This window comes from Herbiconiux sp. (assembly GCF_023264855.1).
Lineage (GTDB): Bacteria > Actinomycetota > Actinomycetes > Actinomycetales > Microbacteriaceae > Herbiconiux.
Map to the genome: position 1 here is coordinate 1 of NZ_JAHFUW010000024.1, position 18164 is coordinate 18164.

General features: G+C 69.7%; 16 protein-coding genes, 2 pseudogenes and 1 riboswitch. Of the genes and pseudogenes, 6 read left to right on the forward strand and 12 right to left on the reverse strand.

The features are described 5' to 3' along the window. Both Q0D75_RS11085 and Q0D75_RS11090 read right to left on the reverse strand, forming a co-directional pair. A pseudogene (locus Q0D75_RS11085) lies at nucleotides 1–464 on the reverse strand (serine hydroxymethyltransferase); the annotation flags it as partial. A 43-nt stretch (nucleotides 465–507) separates the two neighbouring features. Further along, nucleotides 508–591: riboswitch (ZMP/ZTP riboswitch) on the reverse strand. 53 nt (nucleotides 592–644) lie between these two features. After that, nucleotides 645–1844, reverse strand: a complete 1200-nt coding sequence (locus Q0D75_RS11090; protein WP_291053210.1) for an MFS transporter — start codon at nucleotides 1842–1844, stop codon at nucleotides 645–647. Between the two features lie 291 nt (nucleotides 1845–2135). On the opposite strand from Q0D75_RS11090, the gene purU reads away from it, so the two are divergent. Further along, the gene (purU, locus tag Q0D75_RS11095) at nucleotides 2136–2993 is read left to right on the forward strand and encodes a formyltetrahydrofolate deformylase (protein ID WP_291053212.1); all 858 of its coding nucleotides are present in this window, start codon (nucleotides 2136–2138) and stop codon (nucleotides 2991–2993) included. 68 nt (nucleotides 2994–3061) lie between these two features. Here purU and Q0D75_RS11100 read toward each other — a convergent pair. The 9 genes and pseudogenes from Q0D75_RS11100 to Q0D75_RS11140 form a co-directional block, all read right to left on the reverse strand. Continuing rightward, a pseudogene (locus tag Q0D75_RS11100) lies at nucleotides 3062–3262 on the reverse strand (glucosamine-6-phosphate deaminase); the annotation flags it as partial. 36 nt (nucleotides 3263–3298) lie between these two features. Then, nucleotides 3299–5872: a helix-turn-helix transcriptional regulator gene (locus tag Q0D75_RS11105; RefSeq protein WP_291053215.1), complete on the reverse strand. Its 2574-nt coding sequence runs from the start codon at nucleotides 5870–5872 to the stop codon at nucleotides 3299–3301. 146 nt (nucleotides 5873–6018) lie between these two features. Then, nucleotides 6019–6807, reverse strand: a complete 789-nt coding sequence (locus Q0D75_RS11110; protein ID WP_291053218.1) for a glucosamine-6-phosphate deaminase — start codon at nucleotides 6805–6807, stop codon at nucleotides 6019–6021. Next, the gene (locus tag Q0D75_RS11115; protein WP_291053221.1) at nucleotides 6800–7792 is read right to left on the reverse strand and encodes an ROK family protein; all 993 of its coding nucleotides are present in this window, start codon (nucleotides 7790–7792) and stop codon (nucleotides 6800–6802) included. Before Q0D75_RS11115 ends, Q0D75_RS11110 begins: the two co-directional genes overlap by 8 nt. Next, nucleotides 7789–9267 carry a beta-N-acetylhexosaminidase gene (gene nagZ / locus Q0D75_RS11120; RefSeq protein ID WP_291053224.1) on the reverse strand — a complete coding sequence of 493 codons (1479 nt, stop codon included), beginning with the start codon at nucleotides 9265–9267 and terminating at the stop codon, nucleotides 7789–7791. Before nagZ ends, Q0D75_RS11115 begins: the two co-directional genes overlap by 4 nt. Then, nucleotides 9264–10139 carry a carbohydrate ABC transporter permease gene (locus Q0D75_RS11125; protein ID WP_366513438.1) on the reverse strand — a complete coding sequence of 292 codons (876 nt, stop codon included), beginning with the start codon at nucleotides 10137–10139 and terminating at the stop codon, nucleotides 9264–9266. Before Q0D75_RS11125 ends, nagZ begins: the two co-directional genes overlap by 4 nt. Further along, complete coding sequence (locus Q0D75_RS11130; protein WP_291053226.1) at nucleotides 10136–11125, reverse strand: sugar ABC transporter permease; 990 nt, start codon at nucleotides 11123–11125, stop codon at nucleotides 10136–10138. The genes Q0D75_RS11125 and Q0D75_RS11130 overlap by 4 nt, the downstream gene beginning before the upstream one ends. 114 nt (nucleotides 11126–11239) lie before the next feature. Further along, nucleotides 11240–12523 (reverse strand): extracellular solute-binding protein, encoded by a 1284-nt coding sequence (locus Q0D75_RS11135; RefSeq protein WP_291053229.1) that lies wholly within the window; start codon nucleotides 12521–12523, stop codon nucleotides 11240–11242. 92 nt (nucleotides 12524–12615) lie between these two features. After that, complete coding sequence (locus Q0D75_RS11140; RefSeq protein ID WP_291053231.1) at nucleotides 12616–13746, reverse strand: ROK family transcriptional regulator; 1131 nt, start codon at nucleotides 13744–13746, stop codon at nucleotides 12616–12618. Nucleotides 13747–13873: 127 nt separating this feature from the next. On the opposite strand from Q0D75_RS11140, the gene Q0D75_RS11145 reads away from it, so the two are divergent. Together Q0D75_RS11145 and nagA are read left to right on the forward strand one after the other, a co-directional pair. Further along, nucleotides 13874–14227, forward strand: a complete 354-nt coding sequence (locus Q0D75_RS11145) for a YrdB family protein (RefSeq protein ID WP_291053233.1) — start codon at nucleotides 13874–13876, stop codon at nucleotides 14225–14227. 36 nt (nucleotides 14228–14263) lie between these two features. Next, nucleotides 14264–15460: an N-acetylglucosamine-6-phosphate deacetylase gene (nagA, locus tag Q0D75_RS11150; RefSeq protein WP_291053236.1), complete on the forward strand. Its 1197-nt coding sequence runs from the start codon at nucleotides 14264–14266 to the stop codon at nucleotides 15458–15460. A 99-nt stretch (nucleotides 15461–15559) separates the two neighbouring features. Here nagA and Q0D75_RS11155 read toward each other — a convergent pair whose 3' ends face one another. After that, nucleotides 15560–16777 (reverse strand): NADP-dependent isocitrate dehydrogenase, encoded by a 1218-nt coding sequence (locus Q0D75_RS11155; RefSeq protein WP_291053239.1) that lies wholly within the window; start codon nucleotides 16775–16777, stop codon nucleotides 15560–15562. Nucleotides 16778–16925: 148 nt separating this feature from the next. On the opposite strand from Q0D75_RS11155, the gene Q0D75_RS11160 reads away from it, so the two are divergent. Genes Q0D75_RS11160 through Q0D75_RS11170 form a run of 3 tightly spaced genes read left to right on the forward strand, consistent with a single transcriptional unit; the run spans nucleotide 16926 to nucleotide 18159 of the window. Continuing rightward, entirely contained in the window at nucleotides 16926–17378 is a 453-nt protein-coding gene (locus tag Q0D75_RS11160; protein ID WP_291053242.1) for a GNAT family N-acetyltransferase, read from the forward strand. Continuing rightward, the gene (locus Q0D75_RS11165) at nucleotides 17375–17749 is read left to right on the forward strand and encodes an MGMT family protein (protein WP_291053244.1); all 375 of its coding nucleotides are present in this window, start codon (nucleotides 17375–17377) and stop codon (nucleotides 17747–17749) included. Before Q0D75_RS11160 ends, Q0D75_RS11165 begins: the two co-directional genes overlap by 4 nt. Beyond that, complete coding sequence (locus tag Q0D75_RS11170; RefSeq protein ID WP_291053247.1) at nucleotides 17746–18159, forward strand: hypothetical protein; 414 nt, start codon at nucleotides 17746–17748, stop codon at nucleotides 18157–18159. The genes Q0D75_RS11165 and Q0D75_RS11170 overlap by 4 nt, the downstream gene beginning before the upstream one ends. The last annotated feature ends 5 nt before the right edge of the window (nucleotides 18160–18164 follow it).

Sequence of the window (18164 nt, forward strand, 5' to 3'; positions counted from 1 at the left end):
ACGAGGAAGGTCTCGGGGTCGACGCCGTAGGACACGGCGTTGTAGAGCTTGCCCGAGAAGTTGAGCTTCATACCGTGGGTGAGGTGCCCGCCGTGCGCGAGCTCGAGGCCCAGGATGGTGTCGCCGGGGGTGGCGATGGCGCTCAGCACGGCCGCGTTGGCCGTGGCACCGGAGTGCGGCTGCACGTTCGCGTATTCGGCGCCGAACAGCGACTTGGCGCGGTCGATGGCCAGCTGCTCGGCCACGTCGACGAACTCGCAGCCGCCGTAGTAGCGGCGGCCCGGGTAGCCCTCGGCGTACTTGTTGGTGAGCACCGAGCCCTGCGACTCGAGCACCGCGCGGGGCACGAAGTTCTCCGAGGCGATCATCTCGAGGGTGCCGCGCTGACGGCCGAGCTCGAGCTTCAGCACTTCGGCGATCTCGGGATCGACCTCGCTCAGCGGCGCATTGAAGGTGTCGGACATGACGGGCTCCTTTTCGGCGTGACGGACTACGTGTGTCGGGATCCGTATCGACCCAGGCGCGCGGCCGAATCCCTTGTCCGTCGCTTCCCGATGGTGAACCATCTGAACGCCAGTTGCGACGGGGTCAGCCTACCTCAGGAGGGCTGTGCCCGGCGAGCCCGATCGGGCCGCCGAGCCCGGTCAGACCCGCTGCGCCCGGCGGGTGAGCGCCGGGGTCACCGCGAGCAGCACGATGCCGACGGCGAGGGCGCTCAGGTATATCCACGGCAGCGAGGTGAGCCCGAAGGCGTCGAGGAAGAAGCCGCCGACCAGCGCGCCCAGGCCGATGCCCGCGTTGAACGCCGTGGAATAGAAGGCGCTCGAGGTGTCGCGGATGGCCGGTGAGGCCTCGTGCATCAGCTGCGTGGGCAGCAGGGTGGGGATGACGCCGAACGCCACTCCCCACACGAAGAAGGCCGCGATGGCGATCACGGGGTTGCCCGCGAACAGTGCGAGCGCCAGAACGGATGCTCCGGTCACCCCGAGCGCCACCATCAGACCGCGGGCCGGCCGCTTGCCGAAGACCGCGCCCGCGGTCAGAACGCCGATTGCGCCGGCGGCGCCGTAGACGAGGAGCAGCAGCCCGATCTGACCCTCGGGAACCCCCATCTCGCCGATCAGGAACGGCGCGATGTAGGTGTAGAAGGAGTAGTTGCCGATCATGACGACGGCGACCAGGATGCAGATCAGCGCCACCACGGGAATGGTCGGGTCCAGCGGCCCGCGACGTCGTTCGGCACGGATCGCCGCCGTGTTCGTCGACACCTCGAGGTGCTTGCGATGGTCGACCCGGGGCAGCAGCAGGAGGATGAAGACGGCGCCGAGCAGCGCCAGCACGCCGATGCCGATGAACGGCGCGCGCCATCCGAATGCGTGGCCCACGGTCGTGGCCAGCGGCACGCCCAGCACGAAGGCGAGGGTTCCGCCGCCGGTGGTGATGGCGACGGCGCGGCCGATCTGCTCCTTCGGCACGAGGTGCGCGGAGTAGGCGCCCACAACGCCCCAGAACACACCGTGGGCCATGCCGCCCAGCACGCGGGCCACCACCAGCACCTCGAAGTTCGGCGCGAGGCCGCCCACGATGCTCGAGATCGCGATCACGACGAGCACCATCATCAGCAGCAGGTGCCTCGGCACCCGGCGGAACAGGAACGTCAGCGGCACGCTGGTGAGCACCACGGCGAAGGCGAAGAAGCTGATCAGCAGGCCGACCTGCGACTCGGAGACGCCGAGGCCGCTGCTCATCTCCGGCAGCAGGCCGGTGGGGATCATCTCGGCGGTCACCGAGAGGAACACGGCGGTGGCGAGCACGATGAGCCCACCCCAGGGGAAGCGTTTCACGACGGGGACCGATCCCGTCTCGGACAGGGCTGTGGATTGATTGAGTGTGGTCACGAGGTTCGCGTCCATTCGAAGACAACTCGAAATTCGGCGGACAGAGGAGGCTCGAGTGCCGATCCTGACGACCTGAAGCGCCGGCTCCCCTGCACCGCCTACTCGGCTGATGCCTCCCCGTCGATTCACGACGTGACTGGCCCGGCGACGACTTCGTACATGCCCGTGGCCGAACGATGACCGCGCGACCACTGGCTATTCTAGCAAAGGGGCATCCGCCTGCAAGAGGAGAAGCGAATGACGTTGCCGCGTAATCACTGGGTACTCACCTTCGTCTGCGCCGACCTGCCCGGAATCGTGCACGCGGTCAGCGGCGCGGTGGTCGAGTCCGGCGGCAACATCACCGAGAGCCAGCAGTTCTCGTCAGCCGACACCGGCCGCTTCTTCATGCGCCTGCAGGTGGAGGCGGATGCCGGTCGCGAGGTCTTCGAGGCCGCCCTCGCCCCGGTCGCCGCCCGTTACGACATGCAGTGGAAGGTCGATGTGGTGGGCCGCCCGCTGCGCACCCTCGTGCTGGCCTCCACGGCCGCGCACTGCCTGAACGACCTGCTGTTCCGCCAGCGCGCCGGGCAGCTGCCCGTGGAGGTGCCGCTGGTGCTCTCCAACCACGGCACGCTGCGCGACCTCGCGCAGTTCTACGACGTGCCGTTCGAGTCGCTCCCGGTGACGGATGCCGCCTCCAAGGCGGCCTTCGAAGACCGCGTCGTCCGCGCCGTCGAGGAGCACGACATCGAGCTGGTCGTGCTGGCGCGCTACATGCAGATCATCTCCCCTGAGCTCTGCGAGCGCCTCGCCGGCCGCCTGATCAACATCCACCACTCCTTCCTGCCCGGTTTCAAGGGAGCGAACCCCTACAAGCAGGCGCACGCCCGCGGCGTGAAGCTGATCGGCGCCACCGCCCACTTCGTCACGAGCGACCTCGACGAGGGCCCGATCATCGAGCAGAACGTGGTGCGCGTCGACCACACCCGCACGCCCGCCGAGCTCGTCGCCATCGGTCAAGACGAGGAGAGCCGCACCCTCACCACGGCGGTGAAGTGGTTCGCCGAAGACCGCGTGCTCCTCGACGGCGCCCGCACCATCATCTTCCGGTAGCCGTCGACCGGACGGTCAGAGGATGACGGGGTCCCAGGTGGGCTTCTGGGCGAAGGCGTCGCGGTAGTAGCCGCCGCCACCGCGCGCGCCTTGCCGGCGCCGAAGGCCAGCAGCACGAGGCGCTTCGCCCGCAGGATGGTGCCGAGGCCCTGCGTGATGCAGTGCACCGGCACCTCGTCGACCGAGTCGAAGAAGCGCGCGTTGTCCTCCCGGGTCTGCCGGGTGAGGGTCTTGACCCGCGTCACCGAGGCGAACGAGGAACCGGGCTCGGCCGGGTTCAACGCTCATTCTGGCTTGGCGCAATTCTACCGAGGTGTGGCCCACGAGGCAGACGCGGCGGGTAGCTCCGCACGGCTTCGGATGCCCAGCTTCTGGTAGATCCGCTGCAGGTGGGTCTCTACCGTGCGGATCGAGAGCACGAGCTCCGCTGCGATCTCCCGGTTGCTGGTTCCCGCCGAGGCGAGGGAGGCGATCTGGCGCTCCCGCCGAGAGAGGATCGCGCCGACCCGCTCCCGCAGGAACGGGGAGGTGGCGAGCCCGCAGACCGCCATTTGTTCCGCCACACGCCGGGACGAGGCCGCCGCCGCCCGGTCGTCGCCGACCCGCGAATACTGGGTGAAGGCGTGCGAGAAGGCCTCTGCTGCCAAGAGGTGCAGTCCGGTGACGACCGCCGCGTTACCGGCCTCGTCGAACTCCACAGCCAGGATTCCCGCGTCCTCTCCCGTGCTCGCCTCGGCCCGCGCCAGGGCCCGCGTATGCCGGATCTGGACGCCGCAGTAGTCGCCCTCGACTTCGCCGGCGAGAGCCTCGATGCGGTCGATCACCTCCCGCGCGCCACCGGCTCGGGCCGCTATGGACAACGCCACCACGCTGAGGAGGGCATGGCCGGCACGGTCGTGAGCCTCGGCGGCCCTCACGAAAGCGTCGACGGCCTCTGGCATCCTGCCGCGGCCGGCCTCCAGCCAGCCGAGCCCTTGAAGTGCCGCACCGGCCACGTAGTAGCCGTCGTCCGGAGCGTCGAGCACGGGCTGCAGGGCCTCGGACGCCGCCTCGAGCTCGCCGATCAGAACGAGCGACCCGGGGAGCCTGGCTCGGATCATCAAGGCCGCCTGATCGATCCCCATCGGCTCCAGGATCGCCAACGCGGAACGGAACTCCCGGATCGCTTCATGGGCGCGGCCGGCCACCTGCAGGAACTCGCCGAGCAGCCAGTCGCCGACCGCTTGGGGCGCCGCTTGGCCGAGCGCAGCCATGGCATCCCGCTGGCGGCGGATCGGTTCGATGTTCTCCTCGATGCGTCCGCCTAGTCCAGCTGCGAGGGCACGACGCATCTGCAGGCGGGACATGTCCGCCCCCACGGGGGCGAGAACTGCCTCGCCGGCGTCCAGGAGCTCGTGAGCATGGGCAATCCGTCCGCACAGCACCTCGTCCCAGGCGGCCTCTGCGAGCCGTTCGCCCTCGAACATCTCAGCGGTCACGTCGGGCAGGTCCTCATCCTGCGGGTGCCGCTCCAGCGCCTCGCGGGTGGAGTCGATGCGCAGGATGGAGGCCAGGTCGATCGAGTCTGCAACAGCGGGTGAATTCGTCGGGAGATCCCAGGAGCGACCCGGCGTCTCGATGCGCTCGTGCGCGACCCGCACCAGATCGGACAGCGCCCTTCCCCGGTGTCCGTGCGCATCCCCGTGCCGCTCGAGCCGTTCCAATCGCTCCAGCGCCTGTGCGGAACGGCCGACCTGCAGTTCGGCGGCTGCAAGAGTCATCTCCGCATCGAACCCTCCGCCGTGCTTCACCGCGGCCGAAGCGAGCTGAAGGGAGAGTTCGCTGCGCGAGAGCTGTAAAGCGGCCGCCGCGGCCCTGGTGAGTGCCGAGCCGTCGACAGCATGCCCGAGCAGCAGACTGTAGCGGGCCAGCGCCACGAGCTCACCGCCCGCGAGCTCCGCCAGCGGCACCCGGCTGAGCACCTCGACGATGGCCCGCACGAGACGCTCCCTCCGCAACACCCCGATGGTCTGCGGCAGCACGAGCTCGATGACCGGATCGTGGATCCGCAGTCGACGCCTTCCCGTGGGCCCGAGCACGTCGACGATCCCCTCCTCGTCGAGTCGTTCGAGCTCCTCGCTGATGCGCTCGATCCCGTCGTCCTCCGGGTCGTGATCTGGGCCCGCGTGCCGCAACTCCTCGATCACTCCGACGACCCGCGATGGACTGAGCTCGGGAGCGAGGCAGACCAGGTCCAGGATGAGCGTCGTGCGGGGACTCATCGTGGCGAGCGCCGCGATGCGGGCGTGGACGAGGCGCCGGAAGGCGTCGCTCGGTGGGATCGCGTCGGTGAGACACCAACCCGCCTCCGTCTCGACGAGGACCCCCTTGGTACGGGCCTCCCGGACGGCTTCTTGCAGTACCACAAGATCGCCGCCCGCCCGGCGAGGCACGAATGCCGGCACCGTGGCGGGGTCCAGAGCCCCGCCGAGGAAGGTGCGTACCGCTTCGAGGAGAGCTGTGCCGGACAGCGGAGGTAACTCTATCCGCCGCACTGTTCCATCCCGGCAGAGTCGGTCGAGCGCGGCGGGGAGCGGTTTCCGCAAGCTGGCCGTGACCACGGGTAGCGTGGTCCCCGAGGTGACAGCCCGCACCAGACGGCCGGCCTGCTCCTCGTCCAGTCGCTCCGCATCCTCACCCACCCAGATCCGGGCGCGGATGTCCTGATCGAGCCCGGCGAGTACGGCACGCAGAAAGTGGGTGCGCCCGGCACCGGGTTCACCGATGACGACGATCCCCGTCCCGACCATGAGCGCCGCCCGGGCACTCTCGATCTCGGCGCTGCGGTCGTTCGCCGAACCACTCACCGCCGTTTGCCCGCCGCCACGTCCGGCACCCATCCCCTTCGTCGAGAACCCCCAGCGACACACGCCCGCCCCGGGTGAACCATGTATACCCCGCCGGAGACCGGAAAGCTACACGAATCGGACTCCGCTCCGTCAGTCTCCGGGGCGCGCAGATCCTGTCATCGTCCTCGCGGCGCCGGTCAGAGGATGACGGGGTCCCAGGTGGGCTTCTGGGCGAAGGCGTCGCGGTAGTAGTCGAGCTCGGTGAGGGCGCCGGCGGCGGCCTCGTCGATCACGACGGTGGCCCGCGGGTGCAGCTGGATCGCCGAGGCCGGCACGCTCGCCGTGAGCGGGCCCTCCAGGGCAGCCGCCACCGCGCGCGCCTTGCCGGCGCCGAAGGCCAGCAGCACGAGGCGCTTCGCCCGCAGGATGGTGCCGAGGCCCTGCGTGATGCTGTGCACCGGCACCTCGTCGACCGAGTCGAAGAAGCGCGCGTTGTCCTCCCGGGTCTGCCGGGTGAGGGTCTTGACCCGCGTCACCGAGGCGAACGAGGAACCGGGCTCGTTGAAGCCGATGTGGCCGTCGGTGCCGATGCCCAGGATCTGCAGGTCGATCCCTCCGGAGGCCAGGATCGCGTCTTCGTACCGCTCCCCCGCCGTCTCGATGCCGAGTTGACGGCCGTCGGGCACGTGCACGGCGGCCGGATTCAGCCCCAGCGGTCGCACCACCTCGGCGGCGATCACCGAGTGATAGCTCTGCGGATGCCCCACCGGGATGCCCACGTACTCGTCCAGCGCGAAGCCGCGCACCGCCGAGAGGTCGAGCCCCCCGCGCACCCGCTCGGCCAGCGCCCGGTACACCGGCAGGGGCGTGTCGCCCGTCGCGAGGCCGAGCACGGCATCCGGTTTCTGTGCCACGAGCCGCTCGATCGCCTCGGCGACGAGCGCTCCGGCGGCGGCGCGACCGCCCACCACGATGACTTCAGCCATGTCCTACGATCTCCACTGTCTGTCGGGGGGCACCCACCAGGGCGGCGCCGACCGCCGCGGCCGGGAAGCCGGCCGGTACGATCTGCAGGCGGTCCGGCAGTCCGAGCGAGGCCAGGAAGGGCGACTCCTGCGCCCAGGATGCCAGAACCCGCCGCACGGCGTCGAGCAGCCACTCGCCCAGGTTGCTGAGCCCGCCGCCGATCATCACGATCTCCACGTCGACGGTCAGCACGAGTACCCGCACGGCGGCGGCCACGTTCTCGACCAGGAGCGAACGGATGGCGGCCGCCGTCGCGTCGCCGGCCTCGGCCGCCGCCAGCAGCGCCCGCACCGGGATCGGATCCTCCGTGGGCCACTGCCGGGCGATCGCCGAGCCCGAGGCCACGGTTTCGAGGCAGCCGCGCTGACCGCACGCGCAGAGCACGCCCTGCGGATCCACCGGGATGTGCCCGATCTCCCCGGCCGTGCCGCGGGCACCCCGCCAGAGCGCGCCGTCGATCACGAGCCCCGCCGCGAGGCCGGTCCCGAGGTTGAGATACGCCATCGAGCGCGCGGTGCGCCCCGGCTGCGCCGTCATCAGGTGGTAGGCGCCGAGCGCGGCGGCCGTCACGTCGTTCTCCACCTCGACCCGGCGAACGGATGCCACGCCCGCGAAGCCGTGCGCCCCGGCATCCGAGGCCTCGGCGGCCAGTGCTTCGGACAGCCGGCCGCCCACGTCGAGCTCCTCGAAGCCGAGGTTCACCGCGTGCGAGACATGCCCGCGGTGCGGATCGACCTGGCCGGGGATGCCCACGCCGATCGACTCGAACTCCGCCGGCCTCACACCCGTGATGTCGGCGATGCGCCGGATGCCCTCCAGCGCCGTGGCGATCACGGCATCCGCCCCGAAACCCGTGGCCAGCCGCACGCGCTCGACGACGGTGCCGTCGGAGTCGACCGCCACCGCATCCGTCTTGGTGCCGCCGATGTCCAGTCCCAGCCTCATGCGCGCACGGTCCTTTCAGCCAGGGCGGCGGCGAGCGCGTCGGCGACCAGAGCCGATGCGCCGTAGGTCGCGATCCCCGAATAGCGCGGGTCGTCGCCCGGCCAGCCGAGATCCACCGTGACCACCCGCTCGTGGCGGGCGCGCAACGCGTCGATCAGGTGCACGACCACGGGTCGGCGCTGGTTGTCCCGCCCGACCACCAGAACGGATGCCGCTGGAGGAATATGATCGATCCGCTCGATCGGCCCGGCCGTGGAGACAGGGAACACCGGCAGATCGACGCCGGCCGCGGCGAGCGCCGGAGAGGGATCCCACGGAACCTCGCCGATCGCGTTGTTCGGCTCCGTGTCCACCCGCACGAGCACCCAGCCCGGGCCGCTCAGCGCGAGTGCGGCGGCCGGCTCCATGGCGAACGAGGCGGCCACGCCGGCCGCATCCGGAACCGGAACCGGAGCCGGAACGGTCTCCGAGCCGACCGCCCGCGAGTCGTCCCACCCGCGCAGCACCTCGGCGAGCCTGCGCAACCGCACGGTCGCGTCGGCCAGCCGTTCGACCGGCAGCTCGCCCGACCCCAGCGCCTCCGCGATGCGGTCGTGGATCTCCTCGAGCTGCGCCGCCGTGTTCTTCGTGCCGATGCACAACAGGTCGCACCCCGCGGCGAGCGCACGCACGGCCGCGGTCGGGATGCCGATCGTTCCGCTCGCCCCCACCATGTCCAGCGCGTCGCTCACGATGACGCCCCGGAAGCCGAGCTCCCCGCGCAACAGCCCCTGCAGGACGGCCGGCGAGAAGGTGGCGGGCTGCACGGGGTCGACCTGTGGCAGCAGCACATGGCTGGTCATCACGGTGAGTGCGCCCGCCTCGATCGCCGCGGCGAACGGCTGCAGCTCGCGCGCACGCAGCACCTCCAGCGGCACGTCGACGCTCGGCAGCGCGAGGTGGGAGTCCTCGGCGGTGTCGCCGTGCCCCGGGAAGTGCTTGAGGTTGGCGGCGACGCCCTGCGACTGGAGCCCTGCCGTCCAGGCGGCGCCGTGCCGCGACACGAGCCCGGGCGCGGCGCCGAAACTGCGCACGCCGATCACGGGGTTCAGCGGGTTCGAGTTGATGTCGACATCCGGAGCCAGGTCGAGGTTCACGCCCACGGCGCGCAACTCGGCACCGACCGCGGCCCCCACCGCACGTGTGGCGGCGACGTCGTCGATCCGCCCGAGCACCGCGTTGCCCGGGAACGGCGCCCCGCGGTCGTAATAGAGGCGGGTGACGTCGCCGCCCTCCTCGTCGATGGCGATCACGGCATCCGGATTCGCGGCCCGGATGGCGTCGGTCAGCTCGCGCAGCTGCGTGGTGTCGACCACGTTCTCGCCGAACAGGCACACGCCGCCGAGCCCCTCGCGAAGCAGCCCGTCCACCCACGCGGGCAAGACCGTCCCCTCGAATCCGGGCAGCAGGGTGCCGAGGATGTCGCGCCGGCTCATCCCTTCACCGCCCCGCTCACGAGGCCGGAGGTCATCCGCCCCTGCACGATCAGGAAGAACACGATCACCGGGATGGCCATCAGCGTGGAGCCCGCCATGATGGCGGCCCAGTTCGTGGTGCCGGTGACCTGCTGGAACGTCCGCAGCCACACCGGCAGCGTCATCATCTCGGGCCGCGAGTTGACGACGAGGGCGAGCAGGAACTCGTTCCAGGCCTGGATGAAGCCGAACACGCCGGTGGCCACGAGGCCGGGCGCGAGCAGCGGGAACGTGATGCGCCAGAAGGCCCCGGTGCGCGAGCATCCGTCGATCATCGCCGACTCCTCGAGCTCGACGGGCACGCCGTTCACGAAGCCGCGCAGCGTCCAGATGGTGAACGGCAGCACGGTGGCCACGTAGACCAGAGTCAGCCCCGCGATCGTGTTGAGCAGCCCCCAGCCGTCGAGCACGCGGTAGGTCGACACGATCATCGCCTCGGCCGGGATCATCTGGATGATCAGGATGGCGAAGATGAACGTCTTGCGGCTCTTGAAGCGGTAGCGCGTGACGGCGAGGGAGGCGAGGAACGCGAACACCAGCGCGATGATCACGGTCGACACGGTCACCATCAGCGAGTTGCCGAGCGCGGGCAGGAAGGGTGCGCGACCCGGATCGAAGATGACGGTCTCGTAGTTGGCCATCGTGATGCTCTTCGGAATGAAGTTGGGCACGCTGCCGCGGATCTCGTTGTTCGGCTGCAGGGAGGTGTTCACCATCCAGTAGACGGGGAACACCGAGAACAGGAACACGACGACGGATGCGACGCCCAGCAGGATGCCGGTGGTGCGTTTGCGGGTCGAGACCCGGCGGTGGGGCGTGGCGATGGCGCTCACGATTCCTCCTCCTTGAGGCTGCGGCGCACGTAGAAGATCGAGATCGCGACCATCATGATCACCATGATCACGGCGATCGCGCCGCCCGTGCCGTAATCGCCCTTGCCGAGCGAGGTCTGATAGATGTACACGCCGAGCGTTGAGGTCTGCTCCTTGATGCCGCCGATCCCCTGCAGGGCGAAGATCTGCGTGAACACGCGCAGATCCCAGATCACCTGCAGGATGATGACGACCACGAAGATCGAGCGCAGGTACGGGAAGATGATCAGCCGGAAGCGCTGCCAGGCCCCGGCGCCGTCGAGCTGCGAGGCCTCGAGCACCTCGTCGGGCACCTGTGTGAGGCCCGCGAAGATCGTGAACGCCACGAACGGCACGGCACCCCAGGTGACGATGATGGTGGCCACCACGAAGAACGAGAACGGGTCGATCAGCCAGGAGTGGTTCGTGAAGTCCTGCCCGCTCACCGCCTCGAGCAGGTAGTTCACCACGCCGTACTGGGTGTCGAACATCCAGCCCCAGACGATCGTGGCGGTGAGCGCGGGCATCGCCCAGGCCAGCAGCAGGCCCACGCTCACGAGCACCTTGAAGAACGTGTTCACCCGGTGCATGAGCAGCGCCACGAGGGTGCCGAGCACCATCGCGGTGATCACGTTCGCCAGGCAGAACAGGATGCTGCGCACCAGCACGGACCAGAACTGCGGGTCGCCGAGAACGCGGCTGTAGTTGTCGAAGCCCACGAACGGGGCGTCGGCGCCGAACACCTGCGCGCGGCCGAACTCCTGGAACGACATGACGAACAGCTGGATCAGCGGCCAGCCGATCACCACGGCGAGGATCACCAGCGCCGGCAGCAGCAGAACGCCGGGTGTGAAGCGGCCCGCCTTGGCGCGCGAGGGGCCGCGCTTCTTCTTGCCGCGAGGCGAGAGCGGAAGCTCTTGAACGCCTCCGGACTCGTGCTCGCGCACCAGCATCACCGACGAGGTCATGCGAGGTCCTCCCACTACGATCGAGGTGTGCTCACCACCTTCCTAGGGCGATGGGCATCTGGGCTGACGGTGGCCGTGTTTGCGCACGGCCACCGTCATTTCTTGTCGGGCGCCCTACGAGTTGAGGATGCCGTCGATCTTCTCGTCGAGCGCTTTCGCGAGCTGCTCGACGTCGCCGCCCTGGCCCACGGCCACGAAGAAGTCCTGCAGGGCTCCCGAGGCCTCCACGTCGGCCCACTTGGGTGAGGCGGGCGTGAGCTTCGAGTTGGCCGCGGCCTCGGCGATCGCCTTGGCGACGTCGTCGGTGCCGAGGGTGCTCGCGAGCGAGATCTTGGCGGGCACGAGGCCGTTCTCGCCGAGGATCGACTGGTAGTCGTCGCTCAGCATGATCTCCAGCGCGTCGGTGGCGAGGTCAGGATGGGCCGAGTTCGCCGAGACGGCGATGTTCGAGCCGCCCGCGAACACGTGGGCCGCTCCGCCGTCCATGCCGGGAAGGGCATACACGCCGAGGTTGGCCTCCTGGTCGGGGCAGCCGGGCGCATCCGCGTCGGCCGGAGCCAGGATCGAGCCCTTCACCCAGCTGGGTGCGGACAGGTTCGCGACGACGCCCTCGCAGAACGGAACCTGCGGGTCGGTCTCGTTGCCGTCCTTCGCGGCGACGCTCGCCTTGGTCATCACTTCCTGCACCTGCTTCAGGCCGGCGATCGACTCGGGGCTCGAGAAGCTCGAGGTCCAGGTGTCACCGTCCTGCGTGGCGATCTCGCCGCCGTTCTCCCAGATGTAGGGAAGCGCGTTGTACCAGTCCTGGCCCGGGAAGTAGATTCCCGAGACGCCGGGGTTCGCCGCGGCGAGCGCCACTCCGTTCGAGATGTACTGGTCGAGCGTGGTGGGCACGGTCAGGCCGGCGTTCGCGAGCAGGTCCTTCTTGTAGAACACCAGGCGGGCGCCGGAGTAGTACGGGGCCGCGTAGAACGCGCCGTCGTACGATCCGGCGTCGACGAAGCCGGGGAGCAGGTCGTCGCCGCCCAGCTCCTCGTACTTGTCGGTCAGGTCCAGGAAGGCGCCGGCCGAGGTGAAGGCGGCCGCCTGTGTGTTGCCGACCTCCACCACGTCGGGGCTGTCCGACCCCGAGAGGTTCGTGGTCAGCTTGTCGACGAGCCCGGTCCAGGACTGCTCCTCGATGGTGAGGGTGGAGCCCGGGTGATCGGCCTCGAACGTGGTCTTCAGGTAGTCGCGCGCCGCATCCGGGGTGTCGGTGCCGTTCAGCCAGACCCGGATGTCGGCCGAGTCGCCGGCCGCGTCGGTGCTGCCGCCCGATCCGGAGCCGCCGGCACAGCCCGCGAGCGCGAGCACGGCCGTGATTCCGAGGGCGGTGACAGCGAGTGTCTTCTTCCTCATGGTGTTTACCTTTCCTAGGGCGATGGATGTGGATGTGGTGCAGGTGATGCGGGGTGGTGCGGCCAGCTGGGCACTGGCGTCTGGGGCGGGGTCTACGAGACCCCGAGTCGGGCGGAGAGCACCATGACGGCGGCGCCGCGCAACACGATGTCCTGCCCGAGCGCGGTCATCCGAAGCGTCAGTGCGCCGTGGAACTCGGCCATGGTGCGCGCGCGGAGGGTCTCGGCGGTGGCCGCCATCAGCGGGCCGTCGAGCAGATCGGTGGGACCGCTCAGGATGACCTCGCCGAGGTCGAGGGCGCCCACCACCGGGGCGAGCGCGATGCCGAGCCGTTCGCCGGCCTCGCGCAGCACGGCCTCCGCGTCGGCCTCCGGCGAGGCCTCGAGCCGCTCGATCAGGTTCGGGATGCTGAGCCATGTCTCCAGGCACCCCCGCTTGCCACAGGCGCAGACCGCTCCCCCGTCGGTGCCCACGACCACGTGGCCGATCTCGCCGGCGGCGAAGCGGCTGCCGAACAGCGGCGTGCCGCCGAGCAGGAGGCCGGCGCCGACACCGTGGCCGATCCGGATCAGCATCGCGTCGCTGTCGGCCCCGCCGAAGCTGTGCTCGGCGAGCACGGCCGCGTTCGCGTCGTTGGCCACCACGACGGGAACCTCGAAGCGGTCGGTCAGGATGCTCTGCAGCGCCATCCCGTTCCAGCCGAGGTTAGGAGCACTCAGCACCACGCCACCGAGGTCGACGACACCGGGCGAGCCGACGCCGATGCCGAGCACGGGGGCGGCGGCCTCGGCGATCAGGCGCTCGGTCAGGGCGACGACCTTCCCCACGGCGTCGGCGCCGGTGGAACCGGCCAGTTCGACCTCGGCGCGGGCGATGATCGCGCCGTCGAGGTCGAGCAGGGCGCCGGAGAAGAGGGTGTGCTCGGAGAGGTCGAGCCCCACGATCACGAAGGCGCTGCGATCGAGATCGAGCAGGGTGGCGGGCTTGCCGGGGCGGGTCTCCTCGCGCTGGCCCAGCTCGACGACCAGCCCGTCGGCGATCAGATCGGCCACGAGGGCGCTCACCGTGACCCGCGTGAGGCCGGTCTCGCGGGCGATGTCGGCCCGGGAACGGCGGCCGTCACGGTAGAGCGTCTGCAGCACGAGGGAGCGGTTGTGGCCGCGCGCGTGCTCGGGGAGAACCTTCGCGCTGGGCCTCAGCACTCGTCCCTGGGGGCTGATCATGTTTGTTAGTAAAGCTTACGAACATATTCACCGCAAGACCCTTCTCGCATTCGCGCGCGGGCTTTACACATCCGTAACACGGGCTTCACCGACCGGCAGGCCGCCGGCACGCTTTAGCATGGAGGACGTGAACGTAGAGACCCAGCGCACCCGCTTCGACGTCAACGACGTCATCCGATTCGTGGTGGAGCTGTTCGCGTTCTTCACCTTCGCCTTCTGGGGCTTCGTGGCCTGGCCCTTCCCGTGGAACATCGCGTTCGGCATCGTCACGCCGCTGTTCGCGATCGTGGTGTGGGCGCTGTTCCGCTCGCCGAAGGCCGTGTTCCACATCGACGCCTTCGGCAAGGCGCTGGTCGAGATCGTGATCATGGGTTCGGCGGCGCTCGCCTGGCTGATGCTGGGGCAGCCGGTCATCGCGCTGGTGTTCGGCCTGGTCGCGGTGATCAGCGGAGTGATCGCGGGGCGTCGGGAGTTCCGGTGAGGCTGTCTGTGAGCGATCGCTCGTGAAGGGCGTCCGATGAGCCTCGCGCACACCTCGGTGATCGTGCACTCGGCGCAGTCCGTCGACGCCGGCGGCATCGTCGACGACGCCTGGCTGCTGGCCTCCGACGACCGCATCGTCGAGACGGGGACGGGCTCCGGATGGCGCGCGCTCGCCGCCGAGATCGGCATGCACGGCGGGCGGGGCCAGCTCGACCTGGTCGACGGATCGGGGCTCCGCCTGGTGCCGGGCTTCATCGACCTGCACGCGCACGGCGGCGGAGGGCACTCCTTCGACGACGGCGCCGCCGAGATCGCGGCGGCCGTCGCCGTGCACCGCGCGCACGGCACCACCCGCTCGGTGATCTCGCTGGTCGCGAATCCGCTGCCGGCACTCGAGCAGAGCCTCGGCGCGGTCGCTTCGCTGGCCGAAGGCGATCCGCTCGTCCTGGGCGCCCACCTCGAGGGGCCGTTCCTGGCACCGTCGCGCAAGGGTGCGCACAATCCGTCGTTCCTGATCGCTCCGACCCCGGATGCCGTCTCGCGGCTGATCGAGGCCGGCCGCGGCCACCTGCGGCAGGTCACCATCGCGCCCGAACTCCCCGGGGGCCTCGACGCCATCGACCGCTTCGTGGCCGCCGGCGTGGTGGTGGCCGTCGGGCACACCGAGGCCAGTGCGGAGCAGGCCCGGGAGGCCTTCGACCGCGGCGCCACCCTTCTCACGCACGCCTTCAACGCGATGCCCGGCCTCGGCCATCGCGAACCCGGCCCGGTGGCCGCCGCGCTGGCCGACCCGCGCGTGGTGCTCGAGCTGATCGTCGACGGCGTGCACGTGCATCCGGATGTCGTGCGCCTCGCCTTCGGCGCCGCGCCCGGCCGCATCGCGCTGATCACCGACGCGATGGCCGCCGCCGGCTCCCGTGACGGCCACTACCGTCTCGGCACGCTCGACGTGGAGGTGGCGGACGGCCGCGCCGTGCTCGCCGGCACCGCCACGATCGCCGGCTCCACCCTCACGCTCGACGCCGCCCTGCGCGAGGCCACCGCCGCTTCGGGCATCGACGTCGTCGCCGCGGTCACGGCGCTGACGGCCACCCCCGCGCGCGCGCTCGGTCGCGCCGGCGACCTCGGCCTCCTCCGCCCCGGCCACGCCGCCGACCTCGTGCTGCTCACCCCCGACGGCCGCCCCCGCCACGTCTTCGCCGCCGGCGCCCGCATCCCCACTCCCGCCTGACCCGCCCTCCCCCCTCCCACATGCCGTGGCGACGACGGAGATGACGAAGGCCCCCGTCCGGCGAACCGGAGCGGGGGCCTTCGTGCGGCGGGCGGGAGCCTAGGCGGCCATGCGCGCCTTGAGGTTCTCGTCGAGCGTCGCGAGGAACTCCTCGGTCGTCTGGTACGGCTGGTCCTTGCTCACCAGCAGCGCCAGGTCTTTCGTCATCTTGCCCGACTCGACGGTCTTGATGACCACGTCTTCGAGGGTGAGCGAGAAGTCGATCAGGGCCTGGTTGCCGTCGAGCTTGCCGCGGTGGGCGAGCCCACGGGTCCAGGCGTAGATCGAGGCGATCGGGTTGGTCGACGTGGGCTTGCCGGCCTGGTGCTGGCGATAATGCCGGGTGACCGTACCGTGGGCGGCCTCGGCCTCGACGACCGCGCCATCCGGAGTCGACAGCACCGAGGTCATCAGGCCCAGCGAGCCGAAGCCCTGTGCCACGGTGTCGGACTGCACGTCGCCGTCGTAGTTCTTGCAGGCCCAGACGTAGCCGCCCTCCCACTTCATGGCCGAAGCGACCATGTCGTCAATGAGACGGTGCTCGTAGGTGAGGCCGGCCGCGTCGAACTGCTCCTTGAACTCGGCTTCGAAGATCTCCTGGAAGATGTCTTTGAAGCGGCCGTCGTAGGCCTTGAGGATCGTGTTCTTCGTCGAGAGGTACACCGGGTAGTTGCGCGAGAGGCCGTAGTTCAGCGAAGCGCGCGCGAAGTCGCGGATCGAGGCGTCCTGGTTGTACTGCACCTGCGCGATGCCGTCGTCCGGAGCGTCGTAGACCTCGAACTTCATCGGCTCGGAGCCGTCTTCGGGGGTGAACTCGACCGTGAGCTTGCCCTTGCCCTTGAACACGAAGTCGGTGGCGCGGTACTGGTCGCCGAAGGCGTGACGGCCGATGATGATCGGCTTGTTCCAGCCCGGCACCAGGCGGGGGATGTTCGAGATGATGATGGGCTCGCGGAAGATGACGCCGCCCAGGATGTTGCGGATGGTGCCGTTGGGCGACTTCCACATCTTCTTCAGGCCGAACTCTTCCACACGCGCCTCGTCGGGCGTGATGGTGGCGCACTTGACGCCCACACCGTGCTTCTGGATGGCGTGCGCCGCGTCGATGGTGACCTGGTCGTCGGTGGCGTCGCGGTGCTCGATGCCGAGGTCGTAGTACTCGAGGTTCACATCGAGGTACGGGTGGATGAGTGTGTCTTTGATGGCCTGCCAGATGATTCGAGTCATCTCGTCGCCGTCTAGTTCGACGACCGTGCCTTCAACCTTGATCTTGGACAATTCAGCTCCTCAACAGCCGCCGGAAATGGGCCGCTGTTCAGTTTACCCGCTTTGGCAAGTATCTCGACATCGAGATACTTTCTGAGCGTTCCGCCAGGAAACGGGCGGCTCGCTGGCGCCTCCCCCACGCAGCCGTTAGCCTGTGTCCATGAGTGAACTGAGGCTCGAAGAGCTGTCGGCGTCCAACATCGTCGCGGCCAACACGCTGACGCTGAAGCCGGGCCAGGAGCAGTACGTCGCGCCGGTCTCGCACTCCATCGCCGAGGCCTACGTGAACCCCGCCACCGCCTGGCCACGGGTCGTGCTCGAAGACGACGAGGTGGTCGGCTTCATCATGGGCAACTTCGATCCGGATGCCGAGGAAGACGTGTTCCGCGGCTGCATCTGGCGCATCAACGTGGCCGCCGACGCCCAGGGGCACGGTGTGGGCCGCTTCGCGGTGCTCGCGCTGGCCGACGAGGCGCGCACGCGCGGCTTCGACCGCATCACCGTCATGTTCGAGGCGGGCGAAGACGGCCCGGCCGCCTTCTTCGAGCGGATCGGCTTCGTGCCGGTCGGCGAGACGCAGTACGGCGAGACGATCGCCGCCCTGACGCTGTGACGACGGGCCGGGATGCCGGCCCAGGCACACCCTCGTTCGTCGACGACGTGCTCGAGATCGTCGACTCCATCCCACCCGGTCAGGTGCTGAGCTACGGCGACATAGCCGCGCTGCTCGGCACCCGCGCCGCCCGGGCCGTCGGCAGCATCCTGCGCCGGTACGGCCACGCGCATCCGTGGTGGCGGGTCGTGCGCGCAGGCGGCCTCCCGCCCCCCGGCCACGAGGCGCGGGCGCGCGAGCACTACGAGGCCGAGGGCACCCCGCTCCGAGCCATCTCGCGGGAACCGGGGTATGCAGTCAGCTACGCTGTAGCTCGGTGGCAGCCGCTGCACCCGGATGCCCATCACGAGAGGACCAACACCTGCCGATGACAAGACGAGCACTTCTCGCCGGATTGGCGGCGGCAGGCACCGTCGCGATGCTGTCCGGTTGCACCCTCGCGAGCGCCATCACGCCGCCGGTCGAATCGCAGCTGTACCCGACGATCGCCGACGCCCAGGCCTCCTCGGCGACGATCCAGATCCCGAGCTGGGTTCCGGCGGATGCGCAGATGATCCGCATCAAGGAGAACAGCGACACCGGCGACGCCATCATGCAGTTCGGTGTCCCGACGCCCGTGACCATCGGCACCGCCTGCGACGCGTCGATCGCCACCAACGTGGCCCCGCTCGACGACACCTGGTGGCCGCAGACCCTTCCGCCGGCCGATCAGATCACCTGCCAGGACGGCTGGCACATCGCCTTCCTCTACGGCTCCCAGTTCTTCGCCTGGAAGCCGTAGCCCGC

Coding starts and splice junctions, on each gene's coding strand:
- purU (WP_291053212.1), top strand. CDS start 2,136: ATGACGTTGCCGCGTAATCACTGGGTACTCACCTTCGTCTGCGCCGAC.
- Q0D75_RS11105 (WP_291053215.1), bottom strand. CDS start 5,872: ATGGGTGCCGGACGTGGCGGCGGGCAAACGGCGGTGAGTGGTTCGGCG.
- Q0D75_RS11110 (WP_291053218.1), bottom strand. CDS start 6,807: ATGGCTGAAGTCATCGTGGTGGGCGGTCGCGCCGCCGCCGGAGCGCTC.
- Q0D75_RS11115 (WP_291053221.1), bottom strand. CDS start 7,792: ATGAGGCTGGGACTGGACATCGGCGGCACCAAGACGGATGCGGTGGCG.
- nagZ (WP_291053224.1), bottom strand. CDS start 9,267: ATGAGCCGGCGCGACATCCTCGGCACCCTGCTGCCCGGATTCGAGGGG.
- Q0D75_RS11130 (WP_291053226.1), bottom strand. CDS start 11,125: ATGACCTCGTCGGTGATGCTGGTGCGCGAGCACGAGTCCGGAGGCGTT.
- Q0D75_RS11135 (WP_291053229.1), bottom strand. CDS start 12,523: ATGAGGAAGAAGACACTCGCTGTCACCGCCCTCGGAATCACGGCCGTG.
- Q0D75_RS11140 (WP_291053231.1), bottom strand. CDS start 13,746: ATGATCAGCCCCCAGGGACGAGTGCTGAGGCCCAGCGCGAAGGTTCTC.
- nagA (WP_291053236.1), top strand. CDS start 14,264: ATGAGCCTCGCGCACACCTCGGTGATCGTGCACTCGGCGCAGTCCGTC.
- Q0D75_RS11160 (WP_291053242.1), top strand. CDS start 16,926: ATGAGTGAACTGAGGCTCGAAGAGCTGTCGGCGTCCAACATCGTCGCG.
- Q0D75_RS11170 (WP_291053247.1), top strand. CDS start 17,746: ATGACAAGACGAGCACTTCTCGCCGGATTGGCGGCGGCAGGCACCGTC.